The sequence below is a fragment of the Roseovarius pelagicus genome (assembly GCF_025639885.1).
In the GTDB taxonomy this organism is placed as follows: domain Bacteria; phylum Pseudomonadota; class Alphaproteobacteria; order Rhodobacterales; family Rhodobacteraceae; genus Roseovarius; species Roseovarius pelagicus.
In genome coordinates, this window is sequence record NZ_CP106738.1 from 1,585,993 (window position 1) to 1,610,794 (window position 24,802).

The window sequence follows — 24,802 nt, forward strand, 5'->3', positions numbered from 1 at the left end:
GCTATCGGCCTTCTAGCCGGTCGCGCAGACGCGAGATACCGATCGCCACGGACATCGCCGGTTTGCGCAGCGCGTGAAACGGCACCGGGCGTACCGGCGTGATCGGCAGCGGCAGATCGCGCGGGCTCTGCGCCAGTACCGCATCGGCTACGGCGCGCCCCACTGCCGGTGCGATGGCAACGCCCCGCCCGCTGAAGCCGATAACCGACCAGAGGCCATGCTCGTCCCAATGGATTCGCAGGCGGCGGTCCACGGTCAGATCGACCTGCCCCGCCCAATGGTGTGTGACCGGCGCATCTGTAATCTGCGGGAAGCTGCGCCGCATCGTGCGCTCCAGCATGTCCACATGGCCCGCGCGGATTGCCTCGCCACCCAGTGCCCCGCGCCCCCCGAAAACCAACCGCCCCTCTTCAGTCACACGAAAGTAAAGCAAGAGCCGCCGCGTGTCGCTGACCACATGCCCCTCCGGCATCAGAGTACCGCGCACATCCGGAGGTAGCGGCGCAGTGGCAATCTGAATGGATTGAACTGGCAGGACGCTGCGCTGCAAGGCCGGAGTAACTGCGCCAGAATAAACGCCCGTCGCCATCACTACCTGCGCTGCATGCAGCGTTCCACGCGGAGTGGTAATACACCAGCCGCCCTTTGCATCGCGTGTGACCGCGGTGGCAGGGCTATCCGTATGGATGCGCGCCCCCGCACCCTGCGCTGCCTCTGTCATGCCCCGCGCCAACGACATGGGGTTCAAACCACCCCCATCTGCATCCAGGTATCCGCCCGCATAAATGTCTGTGCCTGTCAGCGCCGCCACCTCGGTGCGGTCCAGCATCTGCACGTTCTGGCCGCGTGCGCGCATCTGACGGGCACGGTTTTCCAGACGCGGCAACTCGCTCTCGGTGTGGATCGCCTGAATCCAGCCATGTCGGTGAAAGGCGCAGTCGATACGGTGTTCTGCGATCAGATCGGCCACCATATCTCCGGCGCTGACGCCCAACCGGGCGATGGCCTCTCCCCGCTCGGGGCCGTGTAACGCGATCAATGTCTCCGGGTCGTCCTTGAATCCGGAAATGAGCTGCCCGCCGTTGCGCCCGGATGCGCCGAACCCCGGCGCTTCGGCTTCCAGCAACACCGTATCGGCACCGCCCGATGCCAGCCGCAATGCGCAAGAGAGGCCGCAGAATCCGCCACCGATAACCGCCACGTCAGCCTGTGTCGTGCCCTCCAGCGGCACGGACTCCGGCGCAGGCCGGGCTGTCGCCTCCCACAACGACAGGTGTGGAATGAGGCCGCTCATCCCGCGGGGGTAGAAAGATAATCCCACGCCGACAGGACATGCGTACGCACAACGTGCAAGAATTCCTCGATGTCCACATGCTCGTCGTGCGATCCCATGCCATAGGGATACGGACCATAGACATAGGCCGGCACACCAGCATGCCGCCAGAGCCGCGCATCTGTCCCCCCGAGGCTGACGATTGGCGTCGGACGTGGGCGCCCAAATGCCTCAACGTTTCTTTGCAGGATACCAACCATCTCGTGATGAGGGTCACACCATGACGGCGCATCACCGCCAACCACCTTCCAGCTTACCTCATCATAGCGGCTGGCGATCTCTTCGATCTTCGGCAGCAGATCGGAATGTTCCATCCCGACGGGCAACCGCAGATCAGCGGTAAAGCTGCATTCGGACGGGATCATATTGGCCTTCTCGCCCCCTTTAATCAGCCCGATGTTCAGCGTTACGTTCGAAACCAGATCACCGGCCCCCTGCCCCATCATCCGATCCATCGTCTCGCGCCCCGCGTCGATGGCGCTGGCCACGTTGTGTGGCGGCGCGCCCTCGATTTCGGTCAATTTCTCCAGATCCCGCGCCACGGCCATCGCCTTCTTGGTGGCGCTTTCGGTGATATGGACATAGGCCCCATGTGCGCCCTCGGCACGCACGCTGAACTCTACCCATAGCGGACCACGTTCGCCGAACCGGATGGATTCCGGCCCGCCCGGCTCACCGTTCAGCAGGCAATCGCCATGCACTTCCGGATGATGTTCCATCAGGTATCGGGCCCCCCACGGGCCAAAGGTTTCTTCATCCGAAACGCAAGTGAGGGTCAGCCGCCCCTTGATCCGGTCACGCAGTCGATGCAGCAGGCAATAGGTGATGATCGACGCGGTTGTGCCCGGCTTCATATCACAGGCGCCCCGGCCAAAAATCTTGCCGTCCTTCTCGGCGCCGCCCCATGGGTCTTGGGTCCAGCCTGCATGGCTTTCGGGTACGGGGAACACGTCGATGTGGCCATTCAGAACAAGATGCCGACCGGCATCGCCCCCGTCGAAGGCAGCGACGATATTGGGCATTTCAGGGTGCGGATCGATGACGCGATGATCCAGCCCCTCGCTGGTCAAATAATCGCGTACGACCTGCGCCGCTTGCAATGTGTTGCCCGGCGGGTTGGGGGATGGCGCACGCAGGAAGGCCTGCAACAACGCGACAATCTGATCGCGTTCCTCATCCAGCCACTGCAGAATCTGCTGGCGGCCTTCCATGTTTGTATCGGCCATGATGATCCTCTTCGGTTGGTCGGTTCAGTCCCTCTTGCGCTGCAAAAGTTGCGACACCAGCAGCATCAAAATCGAAAATCCGATCAACAGGGTAGAAATCGCCGCGATGGTCGGATCGATCTCGTCGCGCAAGGCCAGAAACATCCGCCGGGTCAGCGTTGCCTTGTCCCCACCCGCAATGAGCAGCGCGATCACCACTTCATCCAGCGATACGATAAAGGCCAACAGCGCCGCCGACAGGGCCGAATTGCGAATCTGCGGCAGCGTTATCGTCAAGAACGCCCATGGGCGTGATGCCCCCATGGACCGCGCGACCATTTCCTGATTGATGTCAAAGTTGCGCATACCCGCTGTGACAGTAATCAACACCAACGGAATAGCCAAAACCGAATGGGCCAGCACCAACCCCATAATCGTACTGTTGAGACCTACGGGTGCGAAGCTCAGAAAGATGCCGACGGCAAGCAGGATCACCGGGATAATCATCGGCAAGGTCAACAAGATGCTGATATAGCGGCCCGCCTTGGCCCGTGCCACATGCAGCCCATAGGCCGCCAGCGTCCCGACAACCGTAGCCACGACCATTGTCAGGCTCGCAGCCTGAAAGGATACCGCCGTCGCGCGCCGCCACTCGAGCGATGAGAAATACGCGCGGTACCATCGGAACGACCATTCCTGCGGCGGAAACTCCAGATAGCGAGAGTTCGAAAAACTCATCGGCACGACCATCAATGTCGGGCCGACGAGAAACAAGACCACAAGCCCGCAGAGTATATAGAGCCACAAGCGTTGCAGATGGGTGACTTGGGTTTCTGTCGCAGGTCCTCTTAGCATATCACTTTGCCCCCGTCGCAGCAGAGGCACCAGTCAGTTTGGCAAACGCCCAAAGGATGCTCAGCGTCATTACCAACAACACCACACCCAGGGCACTCGCCGCGCCCCAATCGGCATAGACAGCCATCGATCTCTCGATCTGCATCGCCCACATCATCACGCGCCCCCCGCCCAGCAAGGCCGGCGTCACATAGAAACCCAGTGACAGAACAAAGACCAGAATCACCCCTGCACCCAGCCCTGAATAGGTCAATGGCACATAAATCTGCCAGAAGGCCCGCGTCGGCGATGCGCCCAGATTTGACGCTGCTTTCATCAGGCCGGTATCGATTGCCTTCATGTTGGCATAGAGCGGCAACACCAGAAACGGCAGCATGATATGCACCATGCCGATGGCCGTGCCGGTAAAGTTATGGACAAGCTTGAGCGGCGCGTCGATCACCCCCCATTCCATCAACCATGTGTTTATCACCCCCCGACGTTGCAACAGCACCAGCCATGCATAGGTGCGCACCAACAAAGAGGTCCAGAACGGAAAGAGTACGCAGAGCATCAAAAGACTCGCCATGCGCGGCCCTAGCTGCGCACCGATATAAGCCAACGGATAGCCCAGCAGGATACAGATACCTGTGACCAGAAAAGCCAGTTCGAACGTCGTGATCAGTGTCAGCCTGTACGAAGGATGCAGCATGCGAGTGTAGTTTTGCAGCGTAAAACCGTCATTGCCGTAGATTGACAGCCAGAACAGCCACGCGATGGGGACCAATACCAGTGACCCGACCAGAATGAAGGCCGGCAACGACAGGGACAGCAATCCCGCCTGTTCCTTGCGCGCCTGACGTTCCAGCGCGCGCTTGTTGCGCGGTTCTGCCTCCGCGGCACTCATGACGCTTCCTTTGATACGATCACAGTGTCCTGAACCAGCCACCCCAGACGCACTTCACTTCCGGGTTCGGCCAAAACCTCATCGCTACGATGCTGGCGCCGCACCGCGATCTCGTGGTTGTCCTGAATGGTCACGTAAGTAACGATGCTGTCGCCCTGAAACACGTTCTGGCGGACAATACCGGTGATCTCGTTCATCTTCGGATCGACCGGTCCTTCTTGAATGTGCAGGTTTTCTGGCCGCAAAACCAGAGACTGTTGTGGTTTGCTGTCGTTCAGGGTCTCATTGGTTTTCAGTGCTTTTCCAAAAAGAGTGGCCTTACCGCCCGAGATCTCGACAGGCAGGGCATAGGTTTCACCGATGAAATTCGCGACGAAATAGGATTTCGGATGCTCATACAGGGTTTGCGGGGCGTCGATCTGTTGAATCTGGCCGTCGTTTATCACCGCGATCCGGTCCGACATGGTCAGCGCCTCACGTTGATCGTGGGTGACATAGACAGTGGTGATGCCCAGTTGATCATGCAGGCGGCGCACCTCGAATTGCATCTGTTCACGCAGGTTCTTGTCCAGCGCCGACAGAGGTTCGTCCATCAGCAGAATCCGCGGCTCGAAGATGATCGCACGGGCCAGTGCAACGCGTTGTCGCTGACCGCCCGATAACTCATCGATGCCCCGGTTCCCCATACCCGCGAGCTGCACCAGATCGAGTGCGCGCTCGACCTTTTGCGCAATCTCAGCCTTGGGAACGCTACGCAGCTTCAGCGGATAGGCGAGGTTTCCCGCAACCGTCATATGCGGAAACAACGCGTAATTCTGGAACACCATCCCGATGTCGCGCTTATGTGGGGGCAGTAGCAATATCTCACGATCACCAAAGCTGACCGAGCCGGAATTCGGGCGGACAAATCCCGCCAACACCATCAACAGCGTTGTCTTGCCCGATCCTGACGGTCCCAGCAGTGTTAGAAACTCACCGCTTCGTATGTCGACGCTGACATCATCGAGCGCACGAAACGCACCGTACGTCTTGACCACGTTCTGAACCGTGATTGGCAGCGCATTCGCGCGGGTTGCCGGTTCGGCCTGCGAGACCGAAGATGTCGTTTCTTTCTTATTGCTGGTGACTGCCAAACCTTTACTCCTGCGCGTTTCTCTATCAAGACGTTATCGCGCCCTAGTAAGCTGTCAACCCGTAGCTTCGCTGCTGAGTTGCTCCTCAGTCGATGGTCAGTATCTCGCGCTATTTAAGCGACAGGTTGAGCCGAATAGGAGACCTGTCACGGGTTTGTACCGCTCTAGGTGCTCGTTTAAGCACCTTCCGCCAGAATGTGACTGGGCTTTTCCAGCCTATACCAGAGTGCCGTCGGCCGGCGATCGCGCCGAGGTCAACGGCATGCAGATGTATTACGATGTTTCAGAGGTCGGCGATTTGCTGATCGTATTGCACGGTGCCTGCATGAACATCCCGTCGATGGGCGAGATCATCCCGAACAGGTCGATCACTCGTGGCGGCCTCCGTCGCCTACGATTGTGAAGGTTGGCAGCCAGCGTTCCGGGCGTTCGTCCCACAGGTGAATGTCAGGATGTTCTTGGAGGTGCCGCCTGCCGCCGCTCCGAACGGATTTCCGGCGCTCGTCAAGAAATTGATCGCGCTGGAACATTCGGTCGCGTTGTTTCGCCTGCTAGGCGGCGGCATGGGCGACACCGGCGACATGGGCCAGCCACTGCCGGGCTCGCGCCTTGCGGTCTTGCCGACGGCGTCCCACACTGCGGTCATCGCCCAATCCAATCTGATGCACACCTTCATCGAGTCCGTCTTTCAGCGCGAGACGCCCCAGGAATTGTTCGAGTAGGACTGCGCCAGACCGGTTGCCGACGCGAATGCAAAGGCCAGAACAAAGACAAGGAGGAATACGATGACCGACATTATCAACTGCCTGTGGTTTGACCATGGCGAAGCCGGGAAAGCGGCGGAATTTTATGCCGCCACTTTTCCCGACAGCCATGTGGACCGCGTGAACCCCGCCACCTCCGATTATCCCGGCGGCAAGGAGGGCGATGAACTGACCGTCGAGTTCACCGTTCTCGGTCGCAACTTCCTCGGGCTGAACGGCGGCCCGACCTTCACACCGAACGAGGCCGTCAGCTTTATGATCGTGACCGAGAATCAGGAAGAGACAGACCGATACTGGGATGCGATTGTCGGCAATGGCGGACAGGAGAGCGCGTGCGGCTGGTGCAAGGACCGCTGGGGGCACTCGTGGCAGATCACGCCGAGGCTACTTCTCGATCTGACAACGGGTTCAGACCGCGACAAGGCCAAGCGCGCCTTCGAGGCGATGCTGACCATGCACAAGATCGACATCGCCGCACTTGAAGTGGTGGCGAAAGGAGAGTGACCTGATGGCAAAGCGCTACGAGGGTCGCTGCCGGACGGGTCCGAAATCGCGGCGATCAACGTCAATACGATCGATGTAGTCGAACCCAGAGCGCTGTCCCCGACGCAAGTCAACGGACGTTCAATGTAAACGAAACCCGAACAGGAGGATAACATGTCATATATAGATGGCTTCGTGATCGCGGTACCGACCGCGAACAAGCAGAAATTCATCGACCATGCCAAGCAGGGCGACAGCGTGTTCATCGATCTTGGCGCAACGCGCGTGGTCGAATGCTGGGGGGACGAAGTGAATGACGGCGAGATCACCGACTTCCGCAAGTCCGTGAAGGCCAAGGAGGACGAAACGGTCGTCTTTTCCTGGGTCGAATGGCCCAACAAAAAAACCCGTGATGCAGCCATGCAGACTATGACCGACTGGATGGAACATCCGGAAAGGGCCGACCCGCGCATGGACCCCGAAAAGAACCCGATGCCCTTCGATGGCAAACGGCTGATCTATGGTGGTTTCGCACCGATCGTGGAGGTCGGAGACAAGGCATAAGGAGAGGAAATCTGATGCTGCTAAACACGGTAAAACTGCACCGCGTTGTTGCCGTCAAACCGAAGAAGGTCTGTCGCGCCTTTCTGGTACCCGATGCCGTGGCGAGCTGGCTGCCCAGCTGTCCGCCCGCCTCGGCGAAGAAATGCCGGAGGGGCGTCAGGTCTGGCTGAAACCTGATGTGGTCGACATAGCCGTCGGGCGACACGTTCATTCCGAATACGAGTTTCGCCGTTCCCTTTCTCTCTCCACAAGGTTGAACGGTTACTTCAACGGCCATACTTCGACGACGCCGTGCGCGACAGCGCAAGGAACCTGAGAGACCTTCTCGATGGCCTCTTCCAGACTGGCCGCCTCGATCACCGCGAAACCGGCGATCGGCAGATCGGCGGACATGAATGGGCCATCGCGTGTTTCCACGCCTGTGGCGTCCGGATTACGCACCTGCACAGGTGCGCAGGCAATGCCGACCAAAGCACCTTTCGAAACCAATCTGGTATCCTGAGCATGCGCGGCGTCCCTGACGTCTTGAGGCGTGCGGTCGTAGCCTGCCTGATCGCCATAGCCGATGGTGATGAATTTAGGCATGTTCCGGTCTCCATCTTCTATCGGGTGCGCACGAGGTGGGTGGCTGCTTCGGTCGCAACATATATCTCGTCGACCAGTCCGACCTGAGGATATTGCCGCACCATCGAGACACCGCCGCCGATCTTGACGTTCTTGCCCCCGGCTTCGGACCGGGCCTGTTCCATCGCGGCTTCGATCCCTCCCGTGACGAAGTGAAAGACCGTGCCGCCCTCCATCTCGATGGGGGCGCGCGGATAGAGCGTGAGCACGAAGGTCGGGGCGTGATACGGTGGGTTGCCGCCCCACCAGCCTTTCACATCTCGTCCGGCCAGTCGCCTCGGACCGGGCCGACCATGTTTCGGCCCAGTATGAAGGCGCCGAATCCCTCCATCGAGCGGGCCGCGAAATCGTTGTCGATTCCCTCTGATCCGCCTTCCTTGCCGATCATCTCGTGGAACCTCTTGGTGCCGAAATGCCATCCATGCAGTTCCATGCCGCGCTAACCGAGTGGGCTTTCGAGGTTCTGATCCGGCCCGGCGCCGTAGCCGTCGATCGAAAGTGATGATCCCGAAACGATCACCTTGGCCATGCCATCTTCCTTTCCGTGTGCGTCTGCCGTGTGGCCGCGAAACGGTCCATCGGGTTCATGCCCGCCCCGGCTCTGCCAGAACGACAGCATTGCCGTCGGGATCGGAGAGCTTTACGAGGCTCGTCGAGGTCGCCGGTTCAACCGGCCCCGGGGCAAGCCCGGCGACGTTCAGGCGGCCCCGTTCATTGCGCAGGCCGTCGACGATAAGGGTGAGGGTGCCATGACCGGCGTCTTTCTCATTCTGGAACAGTTGCAGGCCAGCATGGTCGCCATGGTGCCATTCGGCAAGCCCGTCCATCGGTCGGGCATCGGGTGCGCGCCCGAACAATTTTTCGTACCATAGCAGGCTTTTTGCCAAATTGGAGCAATTCAAGTGGGCGTAGATCCTGACGATCGGCATCTCGGTCCTCCATTCTGTATGCATTTTGCAAGCAGTTGCGTTCTAGCAAAACCGTATCTATGTTGCAAGCAGTTTACGGAGAGCCGCATGACCAAGCCCGCCCGGTCCGGATGCCCGATCAATTTGACGCTCGAAACGCTTGGCGACAGTTGGAGCCTGATCGTCATTCGCGACATCATGTTCGGCGATCGGAGGCACTATCGCGATCTGCTCAATAACTCACTGGAGGGTATCGCCTCGAACATTCTGGCGGACCGGCTGAAAAAGCTGGTTGCGGCTGGGCTGCTGTCGACCCGTCCCGATCCCGACCATAAACAAAAGACGATCTATAGCCTGACCGAAGCGGCCGTTCAACTGGTTCCGCTACTCGCCCAAATGGGCGCATGGGGTCGGCGTTTCACCCCGGCGACACGGGAATTGTCGATCCGCGCACAGCTGCTCGAAGAGGGTGGGCCAGAGATGTGGGAGACATATATGGCCGAACTGCGCAGCATCCACCTAGGAGAAAAGATGCCTGAACGTTCCGTCCTGGCGGAGTTAAAGACCGCCTATGCGGCCGAAGTCGCAACGACCGATGATTGCCAGACGGATTAGGCAATGACCTTTACTCGCGCTGGTTTCCATGATGCTGAACTGCACCAGCACACTGGCCACTCCCGCATCGGAATCGTCACGGTGCGTAGGCGGAATGAACAATGAACAGGCCGTCTGATAGGATTCGTTGATTTTCACGCGTGGCCATGCTGGCGGTCATATTTGGCGGCTAATGATGAAAAGAGCGCCAGACAAGGCAGACGGATTGCTGCGTCAATGGCGGCAGGGGCGTCAGCGGCCTTGGCTCTCCGTCGTCGCGCCACGTAAACAGTGCGTTCCCGGCAGATTTTCGACCTTGTGCAGCATCCGGTTCAGCCACCTCTCATTCTGCTTACGCCCGAGATCGATAGACGTTCCGCCCGCCCGGACCCGGCACCTGGCAGGGCATGGAACTTTCCCCGGCAACCCGACGTTGATGCTTGGGAGATATCATATGACTATGCTCGACTTTCGCCGGGAGCGGCTTACAAAACCCATTCATCGATGGGCGAGGGCTGCGCTTCCATCGCTGTCAGAGACCGAAGCAGAGGCACTGAAATCAGGAGAGGTCTGGTGGGAGGCGGAACTGTTTTCCGGCAACCCCGACTGGCAGAAACTGCGCGACGTGGCGCCGCCGAAACTGACCGATGAAGAACAGGCGTTTCTGGACGGCCCCTGCCACACGCTTTGCGAAATGGTCGACGACTGGAGCGCAAACCGTCTCACAGCCGATCTGACCGACGAGGCGTGGCAGTATCTGCGCGAAAATGGATTTTTCGGAATGATCATTCCGAAAGAACATGGAGGGCTGGGGTTCTCCGCGCTGGCGCATTCCGAAATCGTCAGGTTCATTTCGACCCGCTCTTTGGTGGCCGCAGTGACGGTCATGGTGCCCAATTCGCTAGGTCCCGGAGAACTGCTGCACCAGTTCGGCACTGACGCGCAAAAGAAATACTGGCTGCCCCGGCTTGCCGACGGGCGCGAGCTACCAGCGTTCGGGCTGACCAGCGAAGAGGCGGGATCGGATGCTGCGGCGATGGTCGACACCGGTATCGTCTGCCACGGCGAATGGAAGGGCGAAAAGGTTCTGGGGCTTCGGCTAAACTGGGCAAAGCGGTACATCACGCTGTCGCCAGTCTGCACCGTGCTGGGGCTGGCATTCAAGATGCACGACCCCGACGGGTTACTGGGCGGTGCCAAGGATATTGGTATCACCTGCGCGCTCGTGCCCGCCGATCTGGAAGGGGTCGAAATCGGTCGCAGGCATATTCCCGCAGGACAGATGTTCCAGAACGGTCCGACCACTGGTTCGGATGTGTTCATCCCGCTTGATCACATCATCGGCGGGCCGGATTATGCCGGTCGCGGCTGGATGATGCTGATGAGCGCCCTTGCCGCGGGGCGAGGCATATCGCTGCCATCCCTTTCGGCCGCGGCAACGGCCCTGTCGGCCTACACGACGGGCGCCTACGCCCGCATCCGCCAGCAGTTCGGCATTCCGATCGCAAAATTCGGCGGGGTGCAGGAGGGGCTGGGACGGTTGGCCTCGGGTGCCTACGCGCTGGACGCTGCGCGGCAACTGACCTGCGTAGGCCTAGATGAGGGGCGCGCGTTGGCGGTGATCTCGGGGATAATGAAATCGAATGCCACTTACCGGATGCGCGACGCACTCAACGACGCGATGGACATTCATTCCGGCAAAGCGGTGATCGACGGCCCGACGAATTATCTCTCGCCACTCTACAAGGCCGTTCCCATCGGCATCACCGTCGAGGGCGCCAATATCCTGACCCGCAGCCTGATTATTTTCGGCCAAGGGTCAATCCGGGCGCATCCCCATCTTCTTGATGAGATGCAGGCACTTGAGGAAGATGATGAGGACAAATCACTCAAGGCGTTCGACCGGCATTTCTGGGCCCATGTTGGCCATGCCACCAGAACCCTGTTTCGTGCCTTTGGTCGCGCTTGGACCCACGCCCTGTTTGCCCCGGCACCGAAAGATGCGGGCAAAGTCGCGCGTATCTATCGCAAGATGTCACGCTGGGCGGCAGCCTTTGCGCTGACCGCCGATTTTGCCTTTCTTACAATGGGGGGTGGGCTCAAGCGGCGCGAGATGATCTCGGCCCGGCTCGGAGATGTCCTGTCCGAGCTTTACATCCTCTCGGCGACGGTCAAGCGCTGGGAAAACGAGGGGCGCCATGACGAAGACCTGCCGCTGGTGCAATTCGCGGCCGACAGCGCATTCGACAAGATCGGGCGCAGTCTAGATGCGGTGCTGGCCAACATGCCTGCGCGATGGGCCGGGTGGTTTCTGCGCGCCGTGACACTACCCAAATGGGCCTCGCGGGGGCCCAGCGACGAACTGACCGCGACCTGCGCCAACCTGATTACGGAGCCGACAGGTACCCGTGACCGGATTCACGGAAACATGTTTGACGGTTGCACCCGCGACGGGATCGATACCCTGCGCAGTGCCTATCAGGCGGTCATCGACGCGGCCCCGATCGAAAAGCGTCTGCGCGACGCCAGTCTGAGTCAGGCAGACGGGTTGAAGATCGGCAAGATCACTCAGGCCGAGAGTGACCAGCTCGATGCGATGCGCACCCTCGTTCAGGCGGTCATTGCCGTTGACGATTTCACACCCGAGGAACTGTCGGCGCTCTTTCCCGAGGCGGGCGGCACACAGCATTCACCCGAGCTGAAATCCAGCACCCGCAAACCCGCAACCCGAAAACCTGCCGACAGCGACAGACGCCGACAAGAGGCCGCAGAATGACCGACGACCGATCCGTTTATATCGTCGATGGCGCCCGCACGCCGTTTCTCAAGGCGCGGTCCGGCCCCGGCCCCTTTACCCCCGTCGATCTGGCGGTTCAGTGCGGCCGTCCCCTATTGCTGCGCCAGCCGTTTGCGCGAGATGCGATCGACCTTGTCATTCTGGGATGCGTGAACGTGATCGCCGACGAGATGAACCCGGCCCGCGTGGCGGCGCTGCGCCTGAATCTGGGAGAGGAAACGGTTGCCTTTACGGTTCAGATCAACTGCGGATCGGGGATGCAGTCGATCGACACGGCCTATCGTTACATCCGCGACGGCTCGCACGATCTGATTCTGGCCGGTGGTGCCGAGGCGCTGTCGCATGCGCCGCTTGTGCTGCGGCAGGAAGCGGTCGAATGGTATGCTGGTCTGGCCCGCTCCAAGGGGCCTCTGGACACCGCATCGCACCTGACCGGCATCAGGCCCGATTTCTTTAAGCCCGTGATCGGGCTGGAGCGCGGTCTGACCGATCCGATCACCGATCTCAACATGGGGCAGACTGCCGAAGTGCTCGCCCATCGGTTCAGCATCTCCCGCGAAGAGGCCGACGCATATGCGATTGAAAGTCACAAGCGTCTGGCGCGCGCGCAGAAGGAAGGCTGGTTGACGGACGAGATTTCACCGGCCTTCGACCGTGACGGCAACCATTACGCCCACGACGACGGCGTGCGCCCGGACAGCGACATGGAAAAGCTGGCCAAGCTGACGCCGGTATTCGAAAAGCCCTATGGCAAAGTCACCGCGGGCAATGCCAGTCAGATTACCGATGGCGCAAGCTGGGTCATTCTGGCGTCGCAGCAGGCGGTCGAGGAACACGGACTGACACCAATTGCCCGTATCGTCGACAGCGAATGGTCGGCGCTTGATCCGTCGATCATGGGGCTGGGGCCGGTGCTGTGCTCGACTGCCATCGCGCGCCGCCACAACCTTGGTTGCGATGACATCGGCCTGTGGGAACTGAACGAGGCATTCGCCGCGCAGGTGCTGTCCTGTCTTGCCGCGTGGCAGGATGATGCCTTTTGCCGCGATGTGCTGGGTCTGGACGGCGCATTCGGGCAGATTGATCATATGCGGCTGAATGTCGATGGCGGCGCGATTTCCTTGGGCCACCCGGTCGGCACCAGCGGCAACCGGATTGTTCTGCACCTTGCCAATGCGATGAAGCGCAAGGCCGTCGGGCGCGGCATGGCGACGGAATGTATCGGTGGCGGTCTGGGTGGCGCGATGCTTTTGGAGGGCGTAACATGACCGGCCCCGTACTGAAACATCTGGGCGAGGTCCGGTTGGAGCTTGGGCCCGCGCAGAACGCCAATCGGCAGGGCGCGTGGCGATCCGCCACCGATGTGCATGGCATCCAGTGGCTCGCGCTGGACGCGGAAGGCAGCGGAACGAACACGATTTCGCGCGGTGTGCTCGAAGATCTGAATGTGCTGCTCGACCGGATCGAGGCAAAGCCGCCAAAAGGTCTGGTTCTTCGCTCGGTCAAGACAGGGGGGTTCGCGGCGGGTGCTGATATCTCGATGTTTCGTGACATGTCCGATCAGGACGAGGCGAAAGCCATGCTGGAACAGGGTCACGCGGTGCTGGACCGGCTCGAAAGCCTTGAATGCCCCACCGTCTGCATTGTGCACGGGCACGCACTGGGCGCGGGGTTTGAACTGGCCCTTGCCTGCGACCGGATCATCGCCGTCGAAGGTGCGAGCTTTGGCTTTCCCGAGGTGCGTCTGGGTCTGCATCCCGGCCTTGGCGGCACCTTCCGCCTGACCGAACGCATCGACCCGATCAAGGCGATGACCCTGATGCTGACCGGCAAAACTGCCTACACGGCAAAGGCCGAAGGGCTGGGCATCGTTGATCTGGTGACCGAGGAGCGCCATGTCGAGGCCGCCGTGCACGCCGCAATCGACGGCGAGTTGTCCCGCGCCGGACCGGGTCTGACCGGGCGGACCATGTCGCTGTCGACCGCGCGTAGCCTTGCCGCCCGAAAAATGCGCCAGAAAGCCCAAGAGGACGCGCCCGCAGAACATTATCCGGCGCCTCATGCGCTGATCGACCTCTGGGAGGAACATGGCGACAGCCGGACCGACATGCAGAGCGGCGAAATCGCCTCTTTTGTCCGGCTTCTATCCACTGAGACGTCGCAAAATCTGGTCCGTGTCTTCTTTCTGCAGCAACAGCTCAAGGATGCCGGGCGGGGCAGCGACGACATCAAGCATGTCCATGTGATCGGTGCCGGAACGATGGGCGCCGAAATCGCCGCGTGGTGCGCGGTAAAGGGCAAGTCGGTCACGCTGTCTGATCCCGATATCGAGGCGCTGTCACAGTCGGTCGTGACCGCCTGCCGCATCTGCGAAGAAGAGCATCTGAATTCGCTTGAAACGCGCGATGTCCTGGATCGGCTGATGCCGGACCCCGACCGGATTGGTGTCGCACGCGCCGATCTGGTAATCGAGGTCGGCCCAGAGGACGCGGAAATCAAGGCTCAGATCTATGCCGAGATCGAGCCGCAGATGAACCCGGTCGCGACGCTTGCCACAAACACGTCCTCGCTGTCCCTGACCGACCTGGCGAAGACGCTGAAGCGTCCCAGCCGGTTTGCGGGGCTCCATTTCTTCAATCCCGTCGCCAAGATGCAGCTTGTTGAGGTCGTCTCGCACCCCGATACATTTCAGACCGTCACCGACCAGCTTGCGGCGTTTTGCGGTGCAATCGGCCGCCTGCCCGCTAGGATCGGTGATTATCCGGGCTTTCTGGTTAACCGCGCGCTGACCCCCTACTTGCTTGAGGCGATCCGCATGATCGACGAAGGCCATGACAAGGAAACCATCGACCATGCCGCAGAGGTGTTCGGGATGCCGGTCGGTCCGGTCGAGCTTGCCGATCGGGTGGGTCTCGATATCTGCCTGCATGTCGCTGACAGCCTGCGCAGTGGTCTGGAGAAACCAATACCCGAGGTGCCCGGCTGGCTGCGTGACCAAGTGAACGACAAGGGTGACACTGGCAAGAAATCCGGCAAGGGCCTGTATGTCTGGCGCGACGGCGAGGCGCAAAAGACCACCACTCGCCCCCCAAAGCCCGACGATGACATGACCGACCGCCTGATCCTTCCGATGCTGGACGCCTGCGTGGAATGTTTGCGCAAAGGCGTTGTCAAAGACGAAGTCGTGATCGACGCCGCAATGACCTTCGCGACCGGCTTCGCGCCGTTCCGGGGTGGCCCGATGCACTATGCGCGGACGCGCGGGGCGCAGGATATCCACCAGCGGCTTCACGATCTGGCCGCCGCCCACGGCGATCGCTTCCAGCCTGACCCGGGCTGGGCGGATCTGCGCTGATATGGCGACGACCGATGGGCGATTGTCGGATGCGGGAACGCTTGCGCGCCAGATCATCGATCACACCGGCGGGGACATCCGCCTCGCCCTGCCGCTGGGTTTGGGCAAGGCAAATACGATCGTGAACGCGCTGACCGACGAGGCGCTACGCGATTCCGGTATTAGGCTGACGATCTTTACCGCCCTTACGCTGCAGCGCCCGATCAGCAATAGCGACATGCAGGCCCGGTTTCTCGGCCCGGCCGCAGACCGGCTCTTTGGCGCATACACGCCGCTCCATTATGCCACGTGTCTGCGCGACGGCACGCTGCCGGACAACATCACAGTTCTCGAATTTTTCTTTCAGGCCGGCGTCTGGCTGGGTCATGGCGATGCCCAACAGAATTATGTCACGGCGAACTATACCCACGCGCTGCACTACTTGATGGCGCGCCGGCCGAATGTCATCGCTCAACTGATCGCGCAGGATCACGACAGGTTCAGCCTTGGGGGCAATACCGACATCACCGTGGACCTGCTGAAAGCACGCCGCGACGGCACACAGGATTTCCTATTTGCCGGCGAGATTAATCCCGAGCTTCCCTTCATGGGGGAAACCGGTGAAATCCCAAGAGCCGAGATCGACCTGCTGCTGGATGACCCCGAAACCCATTTCGAGCTTTTCTCGGTGCCCAAACGCCCGGTCGCGCTGCACGATCATGCCATCGGTCTGCACGTTTCGCGCCTGATCCGCGACGGCGGAACGCTTCAGATCGGGATCGGGGCCATCGGTGATGCGGTGGCATCGGCGCTGATGCTGCGCCATCAGAAACCTGCGGTTCTGAGCAGCATCTGGGACAGGGCAACCTTTCCGGTGTCCGAACGGTTCAGGGAAACCGCATCATTCGAGACCGGCCTCTACGCCGTGACCGAGATGCTCGTGCAGGGCATTCTGGAGTTGATGAACGCGGGCGTTGTGAAACGAAATGTCGACGGCGTGATGATCCATGCGGGCTTTTTTCTGGATTGCCGCGACTTCTATCGATCGTTGCGCGACATGCCGGAGGCGCAGCGGGCGCGGATCCGCATGATGCCGGTATCCTTTACCAACCAGCTTTACGGCGACGAGCAGTCCAAACGCGCCGCTCGTGTCGACGCCCGTTTCGTCAACGCCGCGATGAAAGTGACAGCGCTCGGCGGTGTGGTGTCGGATATCACGGAAAACGGCCAGATCGTCAGCGGGGTGGGCGGCCAGTTTAATTTCGTGGACCAAGCCTTTGCTCTGAAGGACGCGCGCTCGGTCATCACGCTTCAGTCCACACGCACCACCGGCGGGCGGGCGACGTCTAACATCGTCTGGGACCATCCGCACGAAACCATCCCGCGCCATATGCGCGACATTGTCGTTACAGAATACGGCATCGCCGATCTGCGGGGACGGACCGACGCCGAGGCGATTCTCGCGATGATCGCGATCGCCGATAGCCGATTTCAGCCCGTGCTCCTGCAACAGGCCAAGGCAGCGGGAAAATTGCCTGACGACGCCGTTGTGCCCGCCGGGCACGACAACAACACGCCAGCCGCACTGCACGGCTGGTTGCACCGGTTTGCCGAAGATGGCGCGCTGCAAACCTTTCCGTTCGGCACTGATTTCACCGAGATCGAACAGCGGCTGCTCCCTGCCCTCGCGCTGCTGAAACAATCTCAGGGTTCGGTACGCCGGATGGCCGGGTTGATGTGGCACGGCATGTCGACGCATCACCACGATCCGGAAGAGGACGCGTGCCTAGATCGAATGCGGTTGTCCAAGGTGACGACACCAGCGCAATGGCTGGCATCGATTCTGCTACGCGGTGCGATCAGGGAAAGCGGACCCGGAAGCACAGGCCAGAAATGATTGTTCTGATCGCAACCGTCTGGTCTCAGCAACCCGGTATGTGACCGTCGGCGCGGTCCCACGGTGTCGATTCCTGCAGTGCTTCGCACAGATCGCGCAATGCCGGTTTCAGCCCTTCTTCCAGTGTTGGGTGATAGAATGGCGAGTCAAGCAGCTGTGATACAGTCATCCCACTCTCGATCGCCCAGCACAGCAGATGCGCCAGATGCTCGGCATCGGGCAGGCACATTTCCGCCCCGGAAAGCCGCGAACCTCCTTTCTCAGCATAAAGACGAATGCCGCCGTGGGCGCGACATTCAATCGTGGCACGACCTTGGTTTTCAAAATCCGTGCTGCCCACCAGCATGTCCGCCTCTGCGTCGAACGGAACCTTGCCGACGCTGGCTGCAGTCGGGCGCGTAAAAACGATCGACAGTGGCGTCTTGCGGCGGCTGCGGGCTACATCGGGCCACTTGGCAGCATTGTGGCCTGCAACCGCGCCCTCGTCGGCAGCCTCGTGCAGCAACGGCCTATCGTGATTGGCATCCCCCGCGATGAAGATCGGGGCGTCCCCGCACTGCATGGTTTTCCTGTCAAAAACCGGTGTGCCGTGATCGTCCAGTTTCAGGTTTGCTTTGGCGAGATTTAGATCTTCTAGATTGGCCGGTCGCCCGACCGCCAGAAAAACATGCGAAACCAGTGCCTCGCCGCTGGAGTCGCCTTGCCACGAAAGTTTCACCTTGTCTTCCGCAGGAACCGTCTTTGCGTCAACACCTAGGCAAATCGGGAATTCGTCGGACAGAATATCATGAAGTCTGTTGGCGACTGCCGGATCTGAAAGCGCCGCGATAGAGTTGCCATGATCTACCACGGTCACATCTACCCCCAGTCGCGACATCGCCTGTGCAATCTCGAGCCCAACCGGTCCCGCCCCGACTACGCCGAGAGAGGTTGGCAGTTCTTCCAGATCGAACACATTTTCATTGGTCAGCAGCCTGTCGCCCAAACCGCTGAAAGCGTCGGGAACAGTGGGCGCAGCGCCGGTAGCGATGATCACTGCCCGGGCATGCACACGCTGCCCGTTGTCAAGGTCCAGTGTGTTGGGGCCGGAAAATTTTGCCCGCGCTTTCACGCAAACACCGTCGGGCAGTTTTCTGATCTGCGCCTTGGTCGATTCTACGAGCCGATCGCGATGGCGTTGCACTCGTTTCATAACGGCCGGACCGTCTACCTGCGCCGTGGCGTCAATACCCAGTTGCGATGCCTGAGTAATCCCATGTGCCGCATCCGCCGCTGCGATCAAGAGCTTGGAAGGCATGCAACCTACTGCGGCACAAGTAGTACCGCGAAACTCCGGGTCGATTAGCAACGTCTTAGCGCCTGCCTTGCGGGCGTGCCGCTCTGCCACGAGCCCGGCAGTCCCCGCGCCAATAACCGCGACATCGCATTTCAGGAGAGTGTCGTCTGATGATCTACCCAAGGTACGGCCTCCTGTTTCTGTTGATCTAGGGCGAATTTCTATTGATCTAAGGTGAAACTCCAGCTTGTCAAAATGCAGCGTTCAACACTTGCGACAATTCCGTAGGAACCAGTCCCGGTCTTCAGCGAATACACCCTAAGTTAAGCAGTCGGATCACCCAAAGATCACTCGAATCCGCTCCCGTTTGGCTACAAAATGAAAATTGAGCGGAAAATCCCATCACATCGCGATCTATCGGGGTTGGCAACGGTATGGACGATTTCGTTTCTTACAGCAGTAATCACATTCTTCATACGATACGCTTTCTACCGATGTTGATCATTTTGCCGTCACGCTAAGGCACGTGTATTATTGCTTCACTAAGAAACTCCAACCCAAGCCATCTGCCCCAGAAATTCCGGTCGCAGGAATGCCCTGATGAAAAGGGCGATAGCAACCATAAGTACCCGCTAAAACAGGCCCGACCTTTCCCCCAAACGTGCGAATGAATGTCGGTCGACGTCGGCATCGAACTTGGCTTGTCGACATCCCTCGGCGTGAAGAGCGGCTGAAACACAAGTAATTCGGTGAGTTCAGCCCTTCGCCTCCTCTAGCAACCGCGGAGCATCACGGTATGCTTGATTTCAGAAATTGCTCTCGAAATCACGCACAACTTGACGACAGTAGGACCGGAAACGACGTCCATAGCGTCGCAGCCAGCGACGTCCAGGCCAGAATGGCGCTGACACGGTTGACGAAGCCCGACCCCGATGCGAACGCCCGATGCCGCAATGCGAAGAGCAGGCAAACTTGCACCGTCACGGCAACACCGCCCGCAAGGATCATCAGCAGTTGCCAGATCGCGGCACCGGCCGGCAGGTCAGGCTCAAACGTCGCACTGCAGCTCAGCCCGTGTAGGCCGTAGATCGCACCGAAACACGCCAGCCATACCAACGGCGCGATGAGGATGCGGATCACGTCGCTCATGTCAGCAACACCGGAACATGGGCAATCAGCAGACAGATCACCCCAGTTGCCGCGGCATAATCCACCCATAGCCGCACGATATGCAACTCTGCCTTGCGGGTGACCGATACGTATCCGGCGGCGATGCGGACGGACAGAAAACCAAGCATCAGGGCCGCAAGCGCGATGTGGAGCATCCCGTAACCGCCCACGACCAGCAGCGCCGCACCGTAGGCGTGCCCGGTCGGGGCCGGAACGCGCCCGGTCATAGTGGCAACCGCGACGCCCAGCATACCCATCGCGGCCAGCGTCAGCAGGCAGGTGATCCTTGCCGGCCGTCCATCGGCATTGCGCCGGATCGTCAGCCGCATCAGAACCGCTGCGGCCACCGCGCCACCAACGCCCGCGGCCAGTTCCGGTGCCAGCGGTTGCAGCCACTCCGGCGGAGGCCAGCCCGGCGCGATCGTCCAGAGGAACGCGTAGCCAAAGATCAGCGACCCGAAGAACGTCGCATCCGCGATCAGCAGGAACACGCTTCCCCACCAGCCCGGCGATTTCGCGGTCTCGGCGGCGGGAGGCAGCGAAACGCCTCTGCCGACCGGCACCGGTCCTTCGTCCACGCGCTGCCCCAGCCCCCACACCCACCGACACGCCAGCAGGACGACCCCGATCAGCGCGATGGGCACGATCCAGTAGACCTTGACCAGCAGCGACAAAAAGAACAGCCCGGTCACGGCGGCCAGCGTGATCGGCAAACGGGTATTGGCCGGGTAGCGAACGACATAGTCCGGCCGGCCGCTGGCAATGTCGACCGTCAGCGTTTCGCGCAAGGTGCCACGCGGTTGCCCAAGATATCCTTCACCGCCCGCGATGCGGTTCGGCAGGCCCGGATCGGCATGGGCGGGATCGCGGCTGCTGATTTCTGGCAGACTGGCAAAGTTGTAGGACGGTGGCGGCGCCATCGTGGCCCATTCCAGCGTTCCGGCGTTCCACGGGTTCCGCTTCCCGCGCACCGCGACGAACAGGTTCAGGATGACATCGACCAGCACCATCGCCAGCCCGATCGCGAGGATGAAGCTGCTGACCGACGAAAACAGGTTGATCGCCGTCCAGCCAGCATCGGCGTCGTAGGTGTGGATGCGCCGCCGCTGGCCCAGAAGGCCGACCCAATGCATCGCGAGGAACGTGCCGTGAAACCCCGCGAAGACCAGCGCAAATGCGATTTCGCCAAGCCTGAAGAACCGCTGCCGTCCGCTGAACAGCGGCAGCCAGTAGTAAATCCCTGCCAGCAACGGAAAGACGAACCCGCCGAACAGCACGTAGTGCAGATGCGCGGTGATAAAGGCGGTGTCGTGAACCTGCCAGTCGAACGGAACAATGGCGACCATCACGCCCGTCAGCCCGCCGATAACGAAGGTGAGGAAAAATCCGAGAATGTAGAGCATCGGCAGGCGCAGATCGGGCCGCCCCTTCCACAATGTGCCGATCCAGGCAAAGATCTGCACCGCGGTCGGCACGGCAACCAGCGTCGACGCCGCCGAAAAGAACGCAACACCCAGCGACGGGATGCCCGTCGTGAACATGTGATGCACCCACAGCCCGAAGCTGAGAAACGCAAGCGCGACGATGGCCGCAACGACCCAGCCGTAGCCAAGCAGCGTGGTGCGCGCCATAACCGGCAAGACCGTCGATACGATCCCGGCCGCCGGCAGGAAGATGATATAGACCTCCGGATGGCCGAACAGCCAGAACAAGTGTTGCCACAGCAGGCTGTCACCGCCCAGATCGGTCTGAAAAAAGGGCAGACCAAAGGCGCGTTCCAGTTCCAGCAGGACAGAACCGAGGATCAGCGGCGGGAACCCCGTCAGGATCATCAGCGCCGTGACGAGGATGTACCACGCGAAGATCGGCATCTTGTCCAGCGACATGCCCGGCGCGCGGTATTTCAGGATCGACACCGTAAGTTCGACCGCCGCGCAAATCGCGGAAATCTCTACGAAGGTGATACCAATCAGCCAGAAATCCGTGTTGATGCCGGGCGAATGCAGCGGCCCGGTCAGCGGCGGATACATGAACCACCCGCCATCCGGCGCGATCCCCGCAAAAAGCGAGAACAGCAGCATCGCGCCCCCGAACGCATAGCACCAGAAACCGTAGGCGGTCAGGCGTGGATAGGCCAGATCGCGGGTGCCCAGCAGCTTGGGGATCAGGTAGACCGCCAGCCCCTCGATCGCGGGGATCGCGAACAGGAACATCATGATCGTTCCGTGCATCGTGAAGATCTGGTTATAGACCTCGGGCCCAGCAAAGGCCGAATGCGGGGTAGCAAGCTGCGCCCGGATCAGCATCGACAGAATTCCGCCGACCGCGAAATAGAAGAACGCCAGCACAAGGAACATCCGGCCCAGATCAGAATGGTTGACCGTACTGAACCAGCCGGTCCACCCCTTTTCAGAAGCCCAGATAGCATCCAGTTCGCGATGGCGTTTAAGTGCGTTCATGGCGCTCCCTCCCGCAGGAAGGCGTGCCACGCGGCATCGTCATGCGCCCGTATCTCAAAACGGTGGCGACTGTAGCCGGGGCCGCTGAACTCCGCGCTGCGACCCGCGTAAAGGCCGGGTTCGTCGGCCTCTAGCTTCAGCGTGTTGACATGCCCCGGTATCGCGTCAAGCTTCCCGGCCAGACGCGGCACCCAGAAACTGTGGATGACATCGTCGGTCGTGATCGCCACATGCACAGCCCGACCCGCCGGTATGTGCAGGACGTTCCGGGTCGTTTCGCCCGGGCGGTCCCCATAGCCGAAACGCCAGCCGGTCCGGTCGGCAACCGCGCTGACCTCGACCGCACCGTCCTGCGCCCGCGCAGTCAGCCGCTGACCGGCGACGATACCGTAAGCCAGCAGCGCGACAAGAACACCCATCGTGAAGACAAGACCCAGCCCGACGATCCACGTCCGTTCCAGCCCGCGTTCATCCTGCACCGGCGGTCGCTTGCGAAAGGACAGTACCAGCAACACCGACACGAGGCACAGGATCGCCGCCGATCCGGCGAACATGACCCACCACAGGCGCGATATGCTCGCCGCCGCCGGTCCGGCAGGATCAAGGATCGACATTTGCCCCTCGCAGCCCGAAACTGTCATTGCAGAGAGGACCGCAAATAGGAATCGCCCATGTCCGAAGACCCCGGTCAACGCACCGAAGATTTGATCGACCCGCTGGAAGACCTGCCGGGGCGCGAGATGACCGCGTCCAAGATCGCGATCTTCGGCCACCCGATCCACGCGATGAGCGTCGCGTTTCCCGTTGCGCTGACCTTCTGCACATTCGGCGCGGACCTGATCTACTGGTGGACGGGCGATGCGTTCTGGGCGCGCGCAGCACTTTGGGCGGCCGGCACGGGATTCCTGTTCGGTATGCTGGCCGGCTTTTCGGGCACGGCCGAACTGTTGTTCGTGCGTGGCATCCGGGCGCGCGCGCCGGCATGGACGCACTTCATCATCGCGGTCACGCTGCTCGCGTTTCTTGGCGCGAACTGGGGTCACAGGCTTTACGGATTCGAAGACGCCGTGCTGCCCTACGGCATATTGCTGTCGGCGCTGTGTGTCGTGATGGTGATCCTGACTGGCTGGCATGGTGGAAAACTCGTTTTCGACTACAATCTTGGCACGTCGAAGGGCAGCGACCGGCCCATCGGCTCAAGCAGAACGGACGGGAACTGAATCCAGCTAAGGTCCGGTTTTCCAAGGACGAATACGAGGATACCTATCACCGGAACCAGAACCGCCAGCAGCGGCAGGTAGGGTGCGCGCGGTTGAAACCGACCCTTCGTTTCGCCCACCCTGACAAGCATGTGTCCCGTCCACGCATGGGCCCCGACAAGCAGCATCACGAAGAACAGCTTGGCGTAGAACCACGGCTGGAAGGTTTCGCGCATGAAGATAAGCCACGCCCCCGCGATCACGGCAACCACCGCCGCCGGCGTCACGCATAACGTGTAGGTGAAATGCGTCGCCTTGCGGATGCGGTGGAAGTCGTCCTGCGATACAACCGGATCGTGCCGGGCCAGCATGAACGGCAGAGCAACCAACCCCCCGCACCACAGGCAAAGCCCCACGATATGCACGGCTTTGACCAGCGGGACGAGCGGAAGCAGCCAGTCGATCACGACGCCCCGCCCCGGATCTGCGCCGATCCGCGCCGTGCGGCGGCAAACCCGGCGACGGCAAACGGCAGCGCCGCCGGAATCCACATCAGAAGCCCGCCAAGCTGTTGGTCTTCCAGAGGCGACAGACCCCATTGGTAGGGCGCGAGCATGTGTGCCGCGTAAAGCGGTTCGGGCGTGAAGGTCAGCAGCGCGCCGAGCAAACCCATCTGCGCGAATCCGAGGATCACGAACGTCAGCGCATCGACCGGTGACTGCGCCGGGCCAAGGACCGCGCGCCAGAACCATGCGGCGCTCGCCAGCAGCGACAGTTGCATCAGCCAGTAAACACCGACATGCGACAGCGCGGAATCATAGGCTGCCGGCGCGTGCCAAAACCAGAATACCACCGTCGACACGACGAAAGGCGCCATGATCGGGCCAGCGCGCGACGACGGCCAGCACATCGCCAGAAGCGGCGCGGCAACGGCGGTCAGCAGCACATGATGCACGACCCGCGCCGAAAACAGCGACGAGGACAAGGCGCAAAGCGGCGACACGAATGCCACGGCCAGAACAAGGAGCGCCGCAAGACCAAACCTGTCACGCCCCGTGAACACCGTCAGAACCAACAGCCCCCCCAGAACCGCAGGGTCGAAGTTCCAGCTTGACCAGAGATCAGGAGGGTCAGGCGGAGGGCCGCAATAGATCCGGTTCCAGAAATCGTTCGACACTCATCTTCTCCGCGGCGGGTGCGCCCAGTTACCCCAGACGCCGACAGTCTTGTACCTAGCTTGGACAAGATGGATTCCAACCGCAACCCACGGGACTGACCTCAGCTTGCGCATTTTATTTCGCACTATTGCCGGGCGACAGCC

25 protein-coding genes are annotated in these 24,802 nt (G+C 60.8%); 10 read left to right on the forward strand and 15 right to left on the reverse strand.

Annotation, left to right across the window (positions count from 1 at the left end; all coding sequences use genetic code 11):
* Position 1: 1 nt before the first annotated feature.
* The 5 genes from N7U68_RS08950 to N7U68_RS08970 are packed head-to-tail and all read right to left on the reverse strand — an operon-like array spanning position 2 to position 5,412.
* The gene (locus N7U68_RS08950; protein ID WP_263048883.1) at positions 2-1,294 is read right to left on the reverse strand and encodes an NAD(P)/FAD-dependent oxidoreductase; all 1,293 of its coding nucleotides are present in this window, start codon (positions 1,292-1,294) and stop codon (positions 2-4) included.
* Positions 1,291-2,559: a M20/M25/M40 family metallo-hydrolase gene (locus N7U68_RS08955; RefSeq protein WP_263048884.1), complete on the reverse strand. Its 1,269-nt coding sequence runs from the start codon at positions 2,557-2,559 to the stop codon at positions 1,291-1,293. The genes N7U68_RS08950 and N7U68_RS08955 overlap by 4 nt, the downstream gene beginning before the upstream one ends.
* A gap of 24 nt (positions 2,560-2,583) precedes the next feature.
* Positions 2,584-3,393 (reverse strand): ABC transporter permease, encoded by an 810-nt coding sequence (locus N7U68_RS08960; protein WP_165196260.1) that lies wholly within the window; start codon positions 3,391-3,393, stop codon positions 2,584-2,586.
* Position 3,394: 1 nt separating this feature from the next.
* A complete protein-coding gene (locus N7U68_RS08965) occupies positions 3,395-4,279 on the reverse strand; it encodes an ABC transporter permease (protein ID WP_263048885.1) in 885 nt (294 codons plus the stop codon).
* Positions 4,276-5,412, reverse strand: a complete 1,137-nt coding sequence (locus N7U68_RS08970) for an ABC transporter ATP-binding protein (RefSeq protein ID WP_308446177.1) — start codon at positions 5,410-5,412, stop codon at positions 4,276-4,278. The genes N7U68_RS08965 and N7U68_RS08970 overlap by 4 nt, the downstream gene beginning before the upstream one ends.
* A 262-nt stretch (positions 5,413-5,674) precedes the next feature.
* On the opposite strand from N7U68_RS08970, the gene N7U68_RS08975 reads away from it, so the two are divergent.
* From N7U68_RS08975 to N7U68_RS08990, 4 genes are all read left to right on the forward strand, one after another.
* The gene (locus tag N7U68_RS08975; protein WP_263048886.1) at positions 5,675-5,815 is read left to right on the forward strand and encodes a hypothetical protein; all 141 of its coding nucleotides are present in this window, start codon (positions 5,675-5,677) and stop codon (positions 5,813-5,815) included.
* A 49-nt stretch (positions 5,816-5,864) separates the two neighbouring features.
* The gene (locus N7U68_RS08980; protein WP_263048887.1) at positions 5,865-6,134 is read left to right on the forward strand and encodes a hypothetical protein; all 270 of its coding nucleotides are present in this window, start codon (positions 5,865-5,867) and stop codon (positions 6,132-6,134) included.
* A 63-nt stretch (positions 6,135-6,197) separates the two neighbouring features.
* The gene (locus N7U68_RS08985; RefSeq protein ID WP_263048888.1) at positions 6,198-6,680 is read left to right on the forward strand and encodes a VOC family protein; all 483 of its coding nucleotides are present in this window, start codon (positions 6,198-6,200) and stop codon (positions 6,678-6,680) included.
* Positions 6,681-6,833: 153 nt separating this feature from the next.
* On the forward strand, positions 6,834-7,223 hold the full coding sequence (locus N7U68_RS08990) for a DUF1428 domain-containing protein (RefSeq protein ID WP_263048889.1): 390 nt from the start codon (positions 6,834-6,836) through the stop codon (positions 7,221-7,223).
* Between the two features lie 261 nt (positions 7,224-7,484).
* On the opposite strand, the gene N7U68_RS08995 is transcribed toward N7U68_RS08990, so the two are convergent.
* The 4 genes from N7U68_RS08995 to N7U68_RS09010 all read right to left on the reverse strand — a co-directional run bounded on the left by N7U68_RS08995 (position 7,485) and on the right by N7U68_RS09010 (position 8,776).
* Positions 7,485-7,808, reverse strand: coding sequence for a YciI family protein (locus N7U68_RS08995; RefSeq protein WP_263048890.1), 324 nt, complete (start codon positions 7,806-7,808; stop codon positions 7,485-7,487).
* Between the two features lie 17 nt (positions 7,809-7,825).
* The gene (locus tag N7U68_RS09000) at positions 7,826-8,104 is read right to left on the reverse strand and encodes a dihydrofolate reductase family protein (RefSeq protein WP_263048891.1); all 279 of its coding nucleotides are present in this window, start codon (positions 8,102-8,104) and stop codon (positions 7,826-7,828) included.
* Entirely contained in the window at positions 8,101-8,280 is a 180-nt protein-coding gene (locus tag N7U68_RS09005) for a hypothetical protein (protein WP_263048892.1), read from the reverse strand. The genes N7U68_RS09000 and N7U68_RS09005 overlap by 4 nt, the downstream gene beginning before the upstream one ends.
* A 151-nt stretch (positions 8,281-8,431) precedes the next feature.
* Positions 8,432-8,776 carry a VOC family protein gene (locus tag N7U68_RS09010; RefSeq protein WP_263048893.1) on the reverse strand — a complete coding sequence of 115 codons (345 nt, stop codon included), beginning with the start codon at positions 8,774-8,776 and terminating at the stop codon, positions 8,432-8,434.
* Between the two features lie 87 nt (positions 8,777-8,863).
* On the opposite strand from N7U68_RS09010, the gene N7U68_RS09015 reads away from it, so the two are divergent.
* The 5 genes from N7U68_RS09015 (at position 8,864) to N7U68_RS09035 (ending at position 17,377) form a co-directional block, all read left to right on the forward strand.
* Positions 8,864-9,370, forward strand: coding sequence for a winged helix-turn-helix transcriptional regulator (locus N7U68_RS09015; RefSeq protein ID WP_263048894.1), 507 nt, complete (start codon positions 8,864-8,866; stop codon positions 9,368-9,370).
* Positions 9,371-9,803: 433 nt separating this feature from the next.
* Positions 9,804-12,125: an acyl-CoA dehydrogenase gene (locus N7U68_RS09020; RefSeq protein WP_263048895.1), complete on the forward strand. Its 2,322-nt coding sequence runs from the start codon at positions 9,804-9,806 to the stop codon at positions 12,123-12,125.
* Positions 12,122-13,414 carry an acetyl-CoA C-acetyltransferase gene (locus tag N7U68_RS09025; protein ID WP_263048896.1) on the forward strand — a complete coding sequence of 431 codons (1,293 nt, stop codon included), beginning with the start codon at positions 12,122-12,124 and terminating at the stop codon, positions 13,412-13,414. The genes N7U68_RS09020 and N7U68_RS09025 overlap by 4 nt, the downstream gene beginning before the upstream one ends.
* The gene (locus N7U68_RS09030; RefSeq protein WP_263048897.1) at positions 13,411-15,501 is read left to right on the forward strand and encodes a 3-hydroxyacyl-CoA dehydrogenase NAD-binding domain-containing protein; all 2,091 of its coding nucleotides are present in this window, start codon (positions 13,411-13,413) and stop codon (positions 15,499-15,501) included. Before N7U68_RS09025 ends, N7U68_RS09030 begins: the two co-directional genes overlap by 4 nt.
* Position 15,502: 1 nt before the next feature.
* A complete protein-coding gene (locus N7U68_RS09035) occupies positions 15,503-17,377 on the forward strand; it encodes an acetyl-CoA hydrolase/transferase C-terminal domain-containing protein (protein ID WP_263048898.1) in 1,875 nt (624 codons plus the stop codon).
* Positions 17,378-17,402: 25 nt separating this feature from the next.
* Here the strand turns inward: N7U68_RS09035 and N7U68_RS09040 are convergent, their stop codons facing one another.
* The 4 genes from N7U68_RS09040 to N7U68_RS09055 all read right to left on the reverse strand — a co-directional run bounded on the left by N7U68_RS09040 (position 17,403) and on the right by N7U68_RS09055 (position 22,896).
* Positions 17,403-18,836 carry a dihydrolipoyl dehydrogenase gene (locus N7U68_RS09040; RefSeq protein WP_263048899.1) on the reverse strand — a complete coding sequence of 478 codons (1,434 nt, stop codon included), beginning with the start codon at positions 18,834-18,836 and terminating at the stop codon, positions 17,403-17,405.
* Between the two features lie 642 nt (positions 18,837-19,478).
* Positions 19,479-19,802, reverse strand: a complete 324-nt coding sequence (locus N7U68_RS09045; RefSeq protein ID WP_263048900.1) for a hypothetical protein — start codon at positions 19,800-19,802, stop codon at positions 19,479-19,481.
* Positions 19,799-22,282, reverse strand: coding sequence for a cytochrome c oxidase subunit I (gene ctaD, locus N7U68_RS09050; RefSeq protein WP_263048901.1), 2,484 nt, complete (start codon positions 22,280-22,282; stop codon positions 19,799-19,801). Before ctaD ends, N7U68_RS09045 begins: the two co-directional genes overlap by 4 nt.
* Positions 22,279-22,896, reverse strand: a complete 618-nt coding sequence (locus N7U68_RS09055) for a cytochrome c oxidase subunit II (protein ID WP_263048902.1) — start codon at positions 22,894-22,896, stop codon at positions 22,279-22,281. The genes ctaD and N7U68_RS09055 overlap by 4 nt, the downstream gene beginning before the upstream one ends.
* 57 nt (positions 22,897-22,953) lie before the next feature.
* Here N7U68_RS09055 and N7U68_RS09060 point away from each other — a divergent pair, with 57 nt between their 5' ends.
* Entirely contained in the window at positions 22,954-23,502 is a 549-nt protein-coding gene (locus N7U68_RS09060; RefSeq protein WP_165196230.1) for a DUF2231 domain-containing protein, read from the forward strand.
* On the opposite strand, the gene N7U68_RS09065 is transcribed toward N7U68_RS09060, so the two are convergent.
* Positions 23,436-23,948, reverse strand: coding sequence for a CopD family protein (locus N7U68_RS09065; protein ID WP_165196228.1), 513 nt, complete (start codon positions 23,946-23,948; stop codon positions 23,436-23,438). The two genes, N7U68_RS09060 and N7U68_RS09065, sit on opposite strands and share 67 nt — an antisense overlap.
* Positions 23,945-24,658, reverse strand: a complete 714-nt coding sequence (locus tag N7U68_RS09070) for a cytochrome c oxidase assembly protein (RefSeq protein ID WP_263048903.1) — start codon at positions 24,656-24,658, stop codon at positions 23,945-23,947. Before N7U68_RS09070 ends, N7U68_RS09065 begins: the two co-directional genes overlap by 4 nt.
* Between the last annotated feature and the right edge of the window lie 144 nt (positions 24,659-24,802).